Origin of the sequence: Hymenobacter aquaticus (genome assembly GCF_004765605.1) — a bacterium.
In the GTDB taxonomy this organism is placed as follows: Bacteria; Bacteroidota; Bacteroidia; order Cytophagales; family Hymenobacteraceae; genus Hymenobacter; species Hymenobacter aquaticus.
In genome coordinates, this window is sequence record NZ_SRLC01000002.1 from 1,450,269 (window position 1) to 1,464,125 (window position 13,857).

Genomic DNA, 13,857 nt, shown 5'->3' on the forward strand with positions numbered 1-13,857 from the left:
GGTGTACGCGCCATAACAACGACAATCGTTCAACGACTCGCGAAGGGGAACTTCGCGTTACGGTGTCTTAGCGCAGAATTTTCAGGCTATCCAACGTATGCTGGTACTTGCGGGCGTTGCGCTTGTGGTCGGCATACGACTCGGCAAAGTCGGAGAAGCCGCTGTGGTCGGGCCGGGCGCAGAAGAAAAAGTACTGGTGCGCCGCGGGCCGCAGCACGGCGTTCAGGCTTTGGCGGTTGGCCGAGGTAATGGGGCCGGGCGGCAGGCCTTTGTGCTTGTAGGTGTTGTAGGGCGAATCCACGAGCTTATCCTTGTTGAGCACCCGCTTCACCCCAAAGTTGCCGATGGCCCAGAGCAGGGTAGGGTCGGCCTGCAGGCGCATGCCGGTGCGCAGCCGGTTCAGGTACACCCCGGCAATAATGGGCTTGTCGGTCGGCTCGGAGGTTTCGCGCTGCACGATGCTGGCCAGCACGTGCACCTGTGTGGGCGTCAGCCGAAGCGAATCGGCCTGCTGGCGCCGCCGGGGCGTCCAGAACCGCTGGTGCATGGCCGCGGCCGAGTCCAGGAACTGGGTGGCCGAGGTGTTCCACTCAAACCGGTAAGGGCCCGGCAGAAATAGGGTCAGGATGGTGGTCGTGTCGAGGTGGTAGCGGCGCAGCAGCAGGCCGTTGTCGTTGAGCAGGCGGCGCAGCTGGCCCGAGTCGGCTTCAAGCTGCCGGGCTACCTGGCGCACCAGTTGGGGCTTGTACTTAAAGGCGTCGAGGGTAAAAGCCACCGTATCCTGCTGGCCCCGGCTGAGCTTGGCTACCAGCTCCGAGTTGCTCAGGTTTGGAGTCAGCAAATAGCGGCCGGGCCGCACGTGGGCGGGGTATTCGCGCCAGCGGGCTACTTGCTCAAAGGTTTCCGGGTCGCGCAGCAGCTCGTGCTGCCGCAGCGAGTCGAGCACGGCCTGAAACGAGGAGCCGGAGCGGATGTACAGGTAAGCCGGCCCGAAAGGCGACGCGGCGACGTTGGGTTTCCAGAGCGCCTGCCAGGCCAGGTAGAATGCTACGCTGCCCGCCAGGAGAAATACCAGAAGAAGGCCCCGACCTACCCGCCCCCAGAGCGACGTAGACGGGGAAGGATGCTGTTCACTCAAAACGCGGAAGTACGGCTGATTTTAGGGCTTGATGGCCTTTGCCACCACCCGCCGCCACACAAAGGTAAAGTCTCCGTCGGCAACCTCCCGGATCTGGAACTGGCGGCGGATCATTTCGGAGGTATTGCGAAACTCGCCCCGCACCTGAATGGCGTTCTTGCCCGTGCAGCCGGCCTTGTCCAGCCAATCGTTCAGGCCCATCGTGCCGTCGGCCTCGGGCTCCCCGAGTTCCTCTACCCGCAAGCCGGCTTCTTCCAGGGCCGCGCGCCACTCCTCGGGCGAGAGGTTGCGCACGTGCGAGGGGTCGCGCAATTTTTCCACCTTGTTCTGCCACTCACTGCTGCGGGGCTCGTGGTCGGGCACGGTGGTATCGGCCAGCAGAAACCGGCCGCCGGGCCGCAGCACCCGCGCCACTTCGGCCAGAAACTGCGGTACCGACTCGAAGTGGTGGGGGGCTACCCGGCAGGTCACGAGGCTGAACGAGGCATCCAGAAACGGCAGGGCTTCGGCGGCCCCCGTCACCCACAGCACGTTGGTCAGGCCCTGCTCCTGCTGCCGCTTGCGCGCCTCCGTCAGCATGCCCGTCGACACGTCGAGCCCTACTACCGACTGCACGTGCGGGGCAAAGGCCAGGGCCGTAAAGCCGGTGCCGGTGGCCACGTCGAGTACCGTATCAGTGGGTTGGGCGTCGGCGTGCTCGGCCAGCCAGCGCAGCAAGGCTTCACTCCAGGTGTTCCACTGCGTGTTGTAGTGCGTGGCCTGACGGTCGAACTGTTCTTTGGCGGAGGAAGACATAGCAGTTGGTGGTTAATGGATGATTGCTGATTGTTGGCTAAAACGGAGCGCCGAATGGGGCGTTGCCAACCCATCTCTAAACAGCAATTTCTTTTCACCAATGTCAACCCGCAAGATTCCGCACGCGGCCCAGGTTGTGGTCCTGTACAAAAGTTAACAACCAACCATCACCCCCCATTTACCAGCGTGGCAATGGCGGCTTCCAGCTCCTGGGTGCGCTGCTTCCGCTCGATTTCGATGGGGGCGGCGGCCCGCACTTCGCAGTCGTGGATGGCGCACCGCTCGCAGGTTTCGTTCACGATGCGCACCGGGATGCCCGGGTCGTCGAGGAAGGTGACCTTCTGGCGCAGGTTGTCGTCGCAGAGCAAGCCCACCGTGACGCTCACGGCCGGCTCGTTGGCCCCGCCGGCCCGGGCCAGGGTCAGGCACAGGTATTCGTCGTCGGTGCCGAAATAGTGGGAGCGTTGCGCCGAAATAGCCGTAGTCGGGGCGGCCTCGGGAGCCTGCTGGCGCAAGTCCGAAATCAGGCGCAATGACACCCAGCGGCGGCAGTAATGCTCGTGCAGCTCGTTGCCGTGGGGGTTGTGCAGGCGCGAGAGGTGCAGCTCCTTGCTCAGCACGAAGGCCGACTCGGCATTGGCCTGGTCGAAGCGCAGGAAAAACAGGCTTTGCAGGCCGAAGTGCCGGGGCAGCAGGTTGGTGATGCGCTGCATAAACATCTCCGGCGACACGTCATACTTCGTTATCAGGTCCAGAAACGCCGTGGGGTCCCACTTCTTGCTGGCAAACAGCTTTTGAAAGTCGCGGGTGAGGCTTTCCTCCTCCATCAAGAGGGCCCCGGCGAAGTACGACGCCTTGAAGTTGTTGAGCACCTCATCGAAGCTGCGCACCGGAAACGAGGCATTCACGTAGGGCCGCTCGCGCAGATTCAGGTAGTTGAAGGCAATTTCGCGGCCCAGCACGAAGGCCTCCTGGGCCCCGCTCAGGCCGGGGCGCATCAGCAGGCGCTTGGTTTTGGGCTGAAATACGGAGCGCAGCCGGCCCAGGCTGGCGTACTCGCCCAGCTTGGTGCGGTCCACGGTATAGCCGTACTTTTCCGTCAGCACCCGCTCCAGCTGCCGGGTGGCGAAGGGGGCGGCCACCAGCAGCTTTTCCTGCACGATAAACGTGCGCACGTCCTGCTCCAGCTCTTCGAAGTAGTTGTCGTGCATTTCCTGGTAAGAGCGCAGGGCGGCCAGAAAGAAGTGTTCCTGCCGCATTTCGTAGTTGCGGGCAATTTCAAACAGCGTCCCGATGAAGGCGTTCATCTTGGCCGGCGCGTCCGAAATCAGCTCCACGATGCGCACCGGGTCCAGCCCGAACATTTCCAGCGGAAACTCCTTAAGCAGATCCGACTGCAGCAGCTCGGAAATGGGCTCCAGCTTCCGGCTCAGGGTGAGCGAAGTAAGCTGGTCGTAGCTTACTTCCAGCACTTTGCTCAGGCTCAGGATCTTATCCGCTTTGGGGTATTTTTTGCCCTTCTCAATCTCATTCAGGTAGGAAACCGATACGTCGCAGGCCCGGGCCAGCTCGGCGGGGGTGAAGCCGCGTTCCTGCCGCAGCTCGCGCAGCTTCAAACCAAAAATTAACCGGACAACCTGGCCGTGACTGAGCATATAGGCGGAAACAGAAGTAGAAGCCGCACCGGCCGGGCCAGCGCTAAAGCAGCTACAAAGAAAAGAGAGTGAGGCAAAAGCGGGGTAAAAGTAGGTAAAAACCGCGTTTTATAAATTTTAGCGAAAATTCGCTTGACTTATAAAATTCGCTGGCGTATGTTTGGTTACATTCTTTCCTGCTTCCTTCCAAAACCCCAAGCCTATGTCACCTTTCGCTGAGCCCCAGACCCTGGTTTCGCCGCCTGCCTACCTCACGCCCGAGCGGGTGAAAGTGGTGGGTGCTTATTCGCCCGAGTTTGCCGAAATCCTGACGCCCTCGGCCCTGGCTTTCGTGGCCGAGCTGCACCGCCGCTTCGACCGGACCCGCCGGGAGCTGCTGCTGCGCCGCGAAGCCCGGCAGCGCGACTTCGAGGCCGGCATCCTGCCCGACTTCCTGCCCGAAACCCAGATGATTCGGGAAAAGCCCTGGACCGTAGCACCCGTACCCGCCGACTTGCAGGACCGCCGCGTGGAAATTACCGGGCCGGTGGAGCGCAAGATGATTATCAACGCCCTGAACTCGGGGGCCAAGGTGTTTATGGCCGACCTGGAAGATTCCAACTCGCCGACCTGGGCCAACGTGGTGGAGGGGCAGCGCAACCTGCGCGACGCCGTGCGCCGCACCATTTCGCTGAGCACGCCCACCAAGGAGTACAAGCTGAACGCGGAAACGGCCACGCTGGTGGTGCGGCCCCGGGGCTGGCACCTGGTGGAAAAGCACGTCCTGGTCGACGGGGAGCCCATCAGCGCCTCCATGTTCGATTTCGGACTGTACTTTTTCCACAACGCCCACGAGCTGTGCAGCCGCGGCAGCGCGCCGTATTATTACCTGCCCAAGATTGAAAGTCACCTGGAAGCCCGGCTCTGGAACGACATTTTCGGCTTTGCCCAGTGGTCGTTGAAAATGCCCAAGTGCACCATCAAGGCTACGGTGCTGATTGAAACCCTGCCCGCCGCGTTTGAGCTGAATGAAATTCTGTATGAGCTGCGGGAGCACAGCGCCGGCCTCAACTGTGGCCGCTGGGACTATATCTTCTCCTACATCAAGCGTCTGGGGTTGAAGCCGGAATTCCGCCTGCCCGACCGCGCCCAGGTGACGATGACGGTGCCGTTTATGTCGGCCTATTCCCAGCTGGTTATCCAGACCTGCCACCGCCGCGGGGTGCACGCCATCGGGGGCATGGCCGCCCAGATTCCGATTAAGAATGACCCCGAAGCCAACGAAGCCGCCCTGGAGAAAGTCCGGCTAGACAAGGTGCGTGAGGCCAAAAACGGCCACGACGGTACCTGGGTAGCCCACCCCGGCCTGGTGCCGGTAGCCCTGGCCGTGTTCAACGAGCTGATGCCCCAGCCCAACCAGATCGACAACAAGCGCGAGGACGTGCAGGTAACCGCCGCCGACCTGGTGAAAGCGCCCCAGGGCACTATCACTGAAGACGGGCTCAAGCTCAACATCGACGTGGCCATTCAGTACATCGAAGCCTGGCTGGGCGGCAACGGCTGCGTGCCGATTTACAACCTGATGGAGGATGCCGCCACGGCCGAAATCAGCCGGGCCCAGGTGTGGCAGTGGCTGCACACGCCCGGTACCACCTTGCAGGACGGCCGCGAAATCACCGTGGAGCTGTACCGCTCGTACGTGCCCCAGCAATTGGAGAAAATCCGGGCGCTGGTGGGCGAGGAGCGCTATACCCGGGGCCAGTATCTGCCGGCCGCCCGCCTGTTCGACAGCCTGGTGACCAGCCAGAAGTTCGTCGAGTTCCTGACCGTGCCAGCCTACGAGCAGCTGCCGTAAATATTGGTACAGGATGTTTAGTTGACCGCATGTCGAGCCATAGCGAGACATCTCGCGTGCAATGGTAATCAGATTACTTTGGCAATGGCAGCACGCGAGATGTCTCGCGCTGCTCGACATGACGTTCTGTTAAACAACACGTCACCACCCCGCCCTTTGGGCACCCCTCCTTGAAAAAAAGGAGGGAAACTCTATTCCATTCACACTTCCTGATTTTCGAAAAGCGACTTTTTAGCCTGCCAGGCACCACTTTGCCCTTTTAATTCGACTTCCACAACCACTTTCCACAACTCTTTTTTTCAACCCGCAGGCTGATCCTGCCCAACTTACTCTCCCATGAACAAGCAAGAACGTATTGCCGCCATCAAACACGACTGGGCCACGAATCCGCGCTGGAAAGGCGTGGAGCGGCCGTACTCGGCCGAGGATGTGGTGAAGCTGCAAAACTCCATCCGCATCGAGTATTCCCTGGCCCGGCAGGGCGCCGAACGGCTCTGGAATCTGCTGCACTCGGAGCAGTACGTAGCCGGCCTCGGTGCCCTGACCGGCAACCAGGCCGTGCAGGAAGTGCAGGCCGGACTGAACGCCATTTACCTCAGCGGCTGGCAGGTGGCCGCCGATGCCAACGGCGCCGGCCAGATGTACCCCGACCAAAGCCTCTACCCCGTGGATAGCGTGCCGAGCGTGGTGAAGCGCATCAACAACGCCCTGCTGCGCGCCGACCAGATTCAGAACCTGAGCGGGGAGGGCAACGTGCATTGGCTGGTGCCCATCGTGGCTGATGCCGAGGCCGGTTTTGGGGGCAACCTCAACGCGTTTGAGCTGATGAAGATGATGATTGAGGCCGGGGCGGCCGGGGTGCATTTCGAGGATCAGCTGTCCTCGGCCAAGAAGTGCGGCCACCTGGGCGGCAAGGTGCTGGTGCCCACCCAGGAGGCCATCAACAAGCTGGTAGCCGCCCGCCTGGCCGCCGACGTGCTGAACGTGCCCACGCTGGTCGTGGCCCGCACCGACGCCGACGCGGCCGACCTGATTACCTCCGACGTGGACGAGCGGGACCTGCCCTTCGTGCTCACCGACGAGGAGCGCACCAGTGAGGGTTTCTACCGGGTGCGGCCCGGCGTGGAGGCCTGCATTGCCCGCGGCCTGGCCTACGCTCCCTACGCCGACCTGCTGTGGATGGAAACCTCGCACCCCGACCTGGAGCAGGCCCGCGCCTTTGCCGAAGGCATTCACGCCCAGTTTCCCGGCAAGCTGCTGGCGTATAACTGCTCCCCGTCGTTCAACTGGGCTTCCAAGCTGAGCGTGGAGCAGATGGAAACCTTCCGGGAGGAGCTGGCGGCCCTGGGCTTCAAATTCCAGTTCATCACCCTGGCGGGCTTCCACGCCCTGAACACCAGCATGTTTGAGCTGGCCCGGGCGTACCGGGAGCGGGGCATGGCTGGCTACTCGGAGTTGCAAGAGCGGGAGTTTGCCCTCCAGAAGCACGGTTTCAAGGCCGTCAAGCACCAGTCGTTCGTGGGCACGGGCTACTTTGATGCCGTGCAAAGCGTGGTGTCTGCGGGCAAGGCCAGCACCTCGGCCCTGGTAGGTTCTACCGAGGAAGCGCAGTTCCAGAACGCGCACTAAACGCCAACTGTAGCAGGCTGGAGGGCAAAATATCACCCGGCCTAGCTGAGGATACAGCAAAAAAGGACGTCATGCAGAGCTCTGCATGACGTCCTTTTTTGTTGCCGGGGTACGCTAGTCGCGCAGGTGGGCCAGAATAACGTCGAATACCTCCGTGGCTTCCAGCTGCGGTTTGGAGAGCAGCCGGGTGTTGCGGCTCATCAGCAGCGGCCCTTCGCTAGGACTAGCGGGCGGGCGGCCGTGGGAGCCTTTGACCAGCGTGGCATCCAGCGGAATAATGTCCATCAGCATGCGGAAACCCAGCTTTTTGCGCAAAACCTTCAGCGCTACTTTAGGCAGCAGAAACCGGATGCGGGGGTCGGTGAACATTTCGACCGGGTCGTAGCCGGGCTTGCGGTGAATGTCGACGATGCGAGCGAAGTCGGGGGCTTTGGCATCGTCGAGCCAGTAGTAGTAGGTAAACCAGGCATCTTTTTCGGCGACTACCACCAGCTCGCCGGCGCGGGAATGGTCGAGGTGGTAAGCGGCTTTCTCTTCCGGGCCAATGACTTTTTCCACGCCGGGCACCGCCGCGAGCAGCTGCCGCACGGCCGCCAGCTGGTTTTTGTCGTTCACGTACACGTGCGCCAGCTGATGGTCGGCCAGGGCGAAAGCGCGGCAGGTGCCGGCATCGAGCAGCTCTAAGCCCCGCTCTTCGCGAATGGAGAGGTAGCCATGCTCCCGCAGCACCCGGTTCAGGTGTACCGGCCGCGAAACCGGCGCAATGCCGTACTCGGAAACGAAAAGCACCTGTGCGCCCCGGCCTTCGAAATAGGTGGTCAGGTCGCGGCACACGGCGTCAATTTCCCGCAAATCGGCGGACACGCGGGCGTCGGCGGGGCCGTAGCGCTGGGCATTGTAGTCCAGGTGGGGCAGGTAAACCAGCGTCAGGGTTGGGTCGTGCAGCCGGTCGGTTTCCATAGCGGCTTCCGCAATCCAGCGGCTGGATTTGATGCTGGTGCGCGGCCCCCAGAAGTCGAACAAGGGAAACGTGCCCAACTTGGCTTCCAGCTTGGGGCGCAGCTCCATGGGGTAGGTGTAGCAGTCGGGCAGCTTACGGCCGTCGGCCAGATATTGGGGGCGGGGCGTCACGGTATAGTCGGCGCTGCTGTACATGGCGTACCACCAGCAAATGTTGGCGCAGGTGAAGCTTGGGTCCTGGGCCCGGGCCACTTCCCAGAGCTTAGGCGCTTCCACCAAGTGGTTGGACTGCCGCCAGAGGCGGGGTTCGGCTTCGTCGCGGAAATACCAGCCATTGGCCACGATGCCGTGTTCGGAGGGCCACTTGCCCGTTAGGTAAGTAGCCTGCACCGAGCACGTAACGGCCGGCAGTACGTGCCCCACCGTCGCCACGGCCGCCTGCGCCGCCCAGCTCCGCAGAAAGGGAGTGTTTTCGCCCAGGGCCGCCGGCGTGAGCCCCACTACGTTGATGACAACGGTTTTACGCATAGATTTGGAAAGCCCGGATTCCGGGGTAAAAACAGTGGCCGGGCCGGCTGAATACGCTGATTAAAAAGTCAGGAGATTATAGCTGAGGCCGGGGCGGTGGCCGGCAAGGTCAGCGCCTGCCGCACCCACTGCAATTCCCGCTCGATAGAGGTAGCCAGATCCTGCTTGATGCTGGGCGGCAGCACGTCCCAGGTGTAAGTTTCTACTTCCAGGTAGCGGGTAATGGGCTGGCCAGCCAACAGCGCCAGCACCTGCCGCAGCTCGGCCTGCGTGGATTGGAGCTGCTCATACCGCTCCAAAAAGATGGGTACGTGAAAATGGGTGCGCCATTCCTGCACTTCTCGGGCATCAATATCGGCCAGGGCCGGGGGCAGGTCGGGGTAGTGGCGCAGGCGGCCGTCGTGGGAGCGGGCTACCACCTGGTGCAGGTAGGCGGGTTCGACGAAGCGGGCAAACTGCCGGGCAATTTCCTGGCGCCCCGCAGAGTCGGCGGGCAAATCGGCCTTCAGGGCCGCGCTGAGCTGCACCCGGCCTACTTTGATGCCCGCCGCCGCCAGCCGGGCCAGCACGTCGGCCGGGGCTTCGTAAGCCAGGGCAAAGTGGCACACGTCGTAGCAGAGGCGCACGTGGTCGAACACGGCCTGATGGGCCGCCGCCGCCGACAGCCCCAGCCGGGCCTGCAGGCGCGCCGTGGCCTGCGGGAGCAGGTATTCCTGGTAAAAGGCCACAAACTCAGCCGAGGTTTCGAGCAGACCATCGGGCTCGGGCTCAATATCCAGGTGAATAAGCCGGTTGGTCAGCCGCTGTAACACGACCAGTTCTTCCACCAGCTCGGCCAGCTGCCGGGCGCTTTGCTGCAGCACGGTTGCGGTGTGGGCTTCGTCGCCGGCCAGCCAGGGTTTGTAGGAAAGTGGCGAGGTAGAAATGCCGCCATCCAGACCGGCTGGTAACAGGGTTGCCAGCTGATGCGCGAGGCGCTTGGTGTACGCCAGCCGGGCCGGCGTGGTCCAGTCGGGCTGGTGCACCGCGTCCTTCACCACCGTGTGGTGGAAATTCCCGAACGGAAAGCCGTTGATGATGGGCACGTACAGGCCTTGCTGGGTGAGCCACGCCTGAAATTCGGCCAGTTGCCCCGGCTGCGCCAGTTCCCGGCTGGCCTGGTCGGAAAGCCGCAGACCGACGGCCAATGGCTCGGTGGGCGCCAGGCGGGCTTTGATGGGCAGCAGATAGTCCTGCAGGCTTTGAAAGACGGCCGCCCAGGTTTCGCCGGGGTGAATGTTGGTGCAATACGTCAGGTGGTAGCCGTGGCCGATGTTCATTATGCCAGGCTAAGAGGATGAAGATTGGGCTCTACGGGGCTGCGGCTGGTATTTTGCCAGGCTTTTAGGTACGATATGGCTTCCAGCAGCCGGGCCGTGTCGAGGGCATGGACTTCGACGCCCCGCCCGATTTCCGCCAGCAGCATAACGGTGAGCTGCCCACCCAGATGTTCCCGGAACTCCTGCAAGCCGAGCAGTAGGCTGTCCGGGTGCGCCGGCTGCTCGGCGTGGGCGGCCATTTTGGGGCAGAACACGGCAAAGCCCAACTCGTGCAGCACCCGCAGCACCCGTTCCAGCACCGGCACCTCAATAAGGCCCGCCAGGTGCGAATACACGCAGTCGAGGGCAATGCCGATGGCTACGGCTTCGCCATGCCGCAACTGGTAGTCGGTAAGCTGCTCCAGCTTGTGCGCGGCCCAGTGGCCAAAATCCAGGGGCCGGGACGAGCCTTGCTCGAAGGGGTCGGGGCCGGCAATGTGCTGCAGGTGCAGCTCGGCGCAGCGCCGGATAACGTGTTGCATCGTGGGCAGGTGCCGGGCTACCAGGGCCGGGGTGTGCTGCTCGAGGTAAGTGAAAAAAGCCGCGTCCTTAATCAGCCCGACCTTGATGGCCTCGGCAATACCGGCGCGCCAGTCCCGCTCGTCGAGGGTCAGCAGAAACCGGCTGTCGTTGAGCACGGCGTAGGGCGGGGCGAAGGTGCCCAGGAAGTTTTTCTTTCCGAAGGCATTGACGCTGTTTTTGACCCCGATGCCCGAGTCGTTCTGCGAAAGAACCGTCGTCGGTATCCGCACCAGCCGCACGCCCCGGTGCGCCACGGCTGCCACGTAGCCCACCAGGTCGAGCACGGCGCCGCCGCCCACCGCCAGCAGGTACGAGTGCCGGTCGACGTGGCGCTGGTGAATTACTTCCAGCAGTTGCTGCACCAGGGCCGGACTATTTTTGCACGCTTCCCCACCTGCCACTACCAGCGGTTCGCCGTTGAGCTGCAAGGCCTCGGCGTGGGCCGTAAAGTACTGCGCAATATTGGTTTGGATATGCGGATGATGCGCCACCACGCCGCTATCCAGCACCACGACGGCCCGGCGCGGCCCGAGTGCGTCGGCCTGGGTCAGCACGGTGCGCAGCACGGAGTTATCGGGCCGGAAAAGCTCTTCCGTGAAGTAAACCGGGTAAGAAAACGAAACCTGAAACTGCTGCTGAATAACGGAGGAAAGCATACATCGGGAATAGAGGAAAGTGGAAAGCCGCGCCTCAGGTGACGGCGAAAACCCGGGCCAGCAGCCGCGACACGGGAAACAGGAGCAGCACCAGCACCCCATACTGCCAGCCCGCGAAGCCCGCCGCCAGCGTGGCGTCCAGCAGAATCAGGGCCATGACGCCGGCCTTCACGGCCTGCCGCACGTCCTGGGCCTGCAGCGAAGCCAGGGCGCGCAGCAAGGGCGGAAAAATGAAGTAGCCAAAGCCCAGCAGAAAAGGAACAGCCGATAGGGCCGCCACCTGGGGCAAGCCCAACACGGCCAGAATAGCCGCGACGACCAGCCCATACAGTGCCAAAGAGCCCAGCAACGCTTTCTTGTTGCCGCCGTGCACCTCCCCGCGGCTAATGCTGGTAATAGCGGCAATGTAAACCAGCGGAATCAGACCGATAAACCAATAATGGCTAAGCGCGGCGGGTACCGCACTGAGGCCCAGCAGCAGATTGGCCCCTCGGCACGCGCCCATGTTCAGAGGCCCGAGCCAGGAGTGGTGCTTGCCCCAAGCGTCGTAGAGCAGGGCCAGCGCGGCAATGCCGGCCGCCAGTAGGCCGCTGATAAAAGACACCTGCCAGGCTGCCACAATGCCGCTCAGTAGCAAGCCCGTACCCAGCAGGCCGGCACTCAGGCGGGTAGCCTGCCCGCTCGGAATGGGGCGTTCGGGGCGCTCCAGGCGGTCCAGCTCGGCGTCGCACACGTCGTTGAACACTACCCCGCCGCCGTAGAGGCCAACGGTAGCCAGGACCAGCCAGCCCAACGTCTGCACCCGTGCCCCCGGTGCTGCGCGTAGCAAGCCGGCCGCCGAGCCGGAAGCCGCGAAGCCCAGCAGAATATCCGCCACGGCGGTAATGATGTTGGCGGGCCGCATGAGCCGCAGGTGCGCCACTACTCGCTTCATACGGCTGCTTCAGCGAATAAGAGCCGACGACGGATCGGACTGCGGCACCTGCCCGCCGCGCAGAATCGAGCTGCCCGCGTAGCGCTGACTTTGGTCGACGGCGGGGGCCTGCAGCCAGTCGCTTTCCGGCATCTGCCCGCTTTGCCCGAAGGCCGCCAGGGCGTTTTGGTAGGTCACCAGGTGCACGGCTTCGGCGCTGATGCCGCGCTCCAGCATCAGCTGGGCCGTCTTGGGCACGGCCAGCGGGTCGCTGATGCCCCAGTCGGCGGCGCTGTTCACCATGATGCGCTCCGGCCCGTACTGCCGCACGATTTCAGTCATGCGCTCATTGCCCATCTTGGTGTGCGGGTAAATCGTGAAAGCGGCCCAGAAACCCCGTTCCAGCACCTGTTCCACTGTTTCCTCGTTGTTGTGGTCTACAATGACCATGTGCGGGGCCAGGCCGTGTTCCAGTGCTACCTCCATGCTGCGGATGGTGCCCTGTTTTTTGTCGCGGTGGGGCGTATGAATCTGGACGGGTAGTCCCGCTTCGCGGGCCAGCTCCAGCTGGAGCCGGTAGTATTTGTCCTCGGCGGCGGTCTGGTCGTCGTAGCCGATTTCGCCCACGCCCACCACGCCTTCCTTGTAGATAAACAGCGGCAGCAGCTCCATTACCTCTTCCGCCAGCGCCTCGTTGTTGGCCTCTTTCGAGTTCAGCCCAATCGTGCAATAATGCCGGATACCAAACTGACTGGCCCGGAACCGCTCAAAGCCGATGAGGTGGCTGTAGTAGTCTTTGAACGTCCCGACCTCCGTGCGCGGCTGGCCCATCCAGAAGGCCGGCTCGATGACGGCGACTACCCCGGCCCGCTGCATGGCCTGGTAGTCGTCGGTGGTACGGGATGTCATGTGTACGTGGGGGTCAATGTAGGCCATAGGCGTCGGTGAGCAACAATAGGTGAATGGGTGAGGGAGAATGTGCGGCGGCCTGGGGTTACAGCAGATAGGCTTGCTCCCCAATGCGGTGCCAGGTAACGGATTCGTGGGAAAGGGTCTGTCGGGCGGCCGGATGCTGCGCCAAGAGCTGTTCGGCCGCTGGCAGCGTAGATTCGGAAAGCGCCAGAGCGGCGGCCTGCACCTGCAATGGTTCAGGGCTGCGGAGCAGGGGCCGCAGATTCTCCAGGCTTTCGGGGGTAAAATAGGGGCTAACCAGCCGCCACACTTCCGGCGTCAGGCTGCGGCCGGCGGCCCACCGTTCGTGCGCATAGTCCAGCAGCATCCGCGCCAGTGTCGGGTTGCGGCGGTTGTCGAGCCCGTATATCTGGTAAAGCGGCCGGGCGTTGAATACCGCCTTGAGCACCATCTGATTCCAGGCTTCCGGCGGCAGAAAGTCGTGCGGATACGGATTGTGCAGCGCTACGGCGTCAAACACGTCGGTTATGGTGGAGCGTATACCGTCCGTGGCCCAGCTCAGGTGTGTTTCCGGGTAGGGCAAAACCGGCAGACCGCTGTACAATGCCACCAGCTCGCCCAGGTCGGCGGTGGCGCTGAGGCGGTGCAGCAGCGCGCCATAGTCATCCGAACTGTGGTGCGGGGCCCGGGCCAGCAGCAAGGCGCGGGTCGCCTGGGCCAGCGTCCACCGTTCCGGGCTGAAGCCCGCATGCAGCGCTTTGGCTTCAAGAGCCTGAGCCTGAGTCAGGGCCAGGTGCGCTTTGCCGCTAAGCCGAGGCACCCGGCTGAAGGCCGCCAGAAAGTCGCGCTCCGAAAGCTGAGCGGAGAGTGTATCCTGCAACCAGGATACACTCTCCGCCGGCAGCTGGGCCATTACCAGCGGCGTTAGCCAGGCGCATAAGGCAGCAGTGTTCATGC

General features: G+C 62.9%; 11 protein-coding genes. 2 read left to right on the forward strand and 9 right to left on the reverse strand.

All coding sequences use genetic code 11. The features are described 5' to 3' along the window. Positions 1 to 67: 67 nt before the first annotated feature. The 3 genes from mltG to E5K00_RS18855 all read right to left on the reverse strand — a co-directional run bounded on the left by mltG (position 68) and on the right by E5K00_RS18855 (position 3,549). Entirely contained in the window at positions 68 to 1,138 is a 1,071-nt protein-coding gene (gene mltG, locus E5K00_RS18845; protein ID WP_135464822.1) for an endolytic transglycosylase MltG, read from the reverse strand. Between the two features lie 21 nt (positions 1,139 to 1,159). After that, positions 1,160 to 1,933 (reverse strand): class I SAM-dependent methyltransferase, encoded by a 774-nt coding sequence (locus E5K00_RS18850; protein ID WP_135464823.1) that lies wholly within the window; start codon positions 1,931 to 1,933, stop codon positions 1,160 to 1,162. Between the two features lie 167 nt (positions 1,934 to 2,100). Next, positions 2,101 to 3,549 (reverse strand): helix-turn-helix domain-containing protein, encoded by a 1,449-nt coding sequence (locus tag E5K00_RS18855; RefSeq protein WP_167856949.1) that lies wholly within the window; start codon positions 3,547 to 3,549, stop codon positions 2,101 to 2,103. Between the two features lie 241 nt (positions 3,550 to 3,790). Here E5K00_RS18855 and aceB point away from each other — a divergent pair, with 241 nt between their 5' ends. Together aceB and aceA are read left to right on the forward strand one after the other, a co-directional pair. Beyond that, positions 3,791 to 5,422 (forward strand): malate synthase A, encoded by a 1,632-nt coding sequence (aceB, locus tag E5K00_RS18860; protein WP_135464825.1) that lies wholly within the window; start codon positions 3,791 to 3,793, stop codon positions 5,420 to 5,422. A 336-nt stretch (positions 5,423 to 5,758) separates the two neighbouring features. Beyond that, positions 5,759 to 7,051 (forward strand): isocitrate lyase, encoded by a 1,293-nt coding sequence (gene aceA / locus E5K00_RS18865; RefSeq protein ID WP_135464826.1) that lies wholly within the window; start codon positions 5,759 to 5,761, stop codon positions 7,049 to 7,051. 114 nt (positions 7,052 to 7,165) lie between these two features. Here the strand turns inward: aceA and E5K00_RS18870 are convergent, their stop codons facing one another. The 6 genes from E5K00_RS18870 to E5K00_RS18895 form a co-directional block, all read right to left on the reverse strand. Then, on the reverse strand, positions 7,166 to 8,539 hold the full coding sequence (locus E5K00_RS18870; RefSeq protein WP_135464827.1) for an alkaline phosphatase family protein: 1,374 nt from the start codon (positions 8,537 to 8,539) through the stop codon (positions 7,166 to 7,168). Positions 8,540 to 8,607: 68 nt separating this feature from the next. Continuing rightward, a complete protein-coding gene (gene eboE, locus E5K00_RS18875; RefSeq protein WP_135464828.1) occupies positions 8,608 to 9,858 on the reverse strand; it encodes a metabolite traffic protein EboE in 1,251 nt (416 codons plus the stop codon). Continuing rightward, positions 9,858 to 11,075: a 3-dehydroquinate synthase gene (locus E5K00_RS18880; protein ID WP_135464829.1), complete on the reverse strand. Its 1,218-nt coding sequence runs from the start codon at positions 11,073 to 11,075 to the stop codon at positions 9,858 to 9,860. Before E5K00_RS18880 ends, eboE begins: the two co-directional genes overlap by 1 nt. Before the next feature lie 34 nt (positions 11,076 to 11,109). Next, the gene (eboC, locus tag E5K00_RS18885; protein ID WP_135464830.1) at positions 11,110 to 12,009 is read right to left on the reverse strand and encodes a UbiA-like protein EboC; all 900 of its coding nucleotides are present in this window, start codon (positions 12,007 to 12,009) and stop codon (positions 11,110 to 11,112) included. A 9-nt stretch (positions 12,010 to 12,018) separates the two neighbouring features. Then, on the reverse strand, positions 12,019 to 12,924 hold the full coding sequence (locus tag E5K00_RS18890) for a TatD family hydrolase (RefSeq protein ID WP_135464831.1): 906 nt from the start codon (positions 12,922 to 12,924) through the stop codon (positions 12,019 to 12,021). Between the two features lie 58 nt (positions 12,925 to 12,982). Further along, positions 12,983 to 13,855, reverse strand: coding sequence for an EboA domain-containing protein (locus tag E5K00_RS18895; RefSeq protein ID WP_135464832.1), 873 nt, complete (start codon positions 13,853 to 13,855; stop codon positions 12,983 to 12,985). Positions 13,856 to 13,857 lie beyond the last annotated feature (2 nt).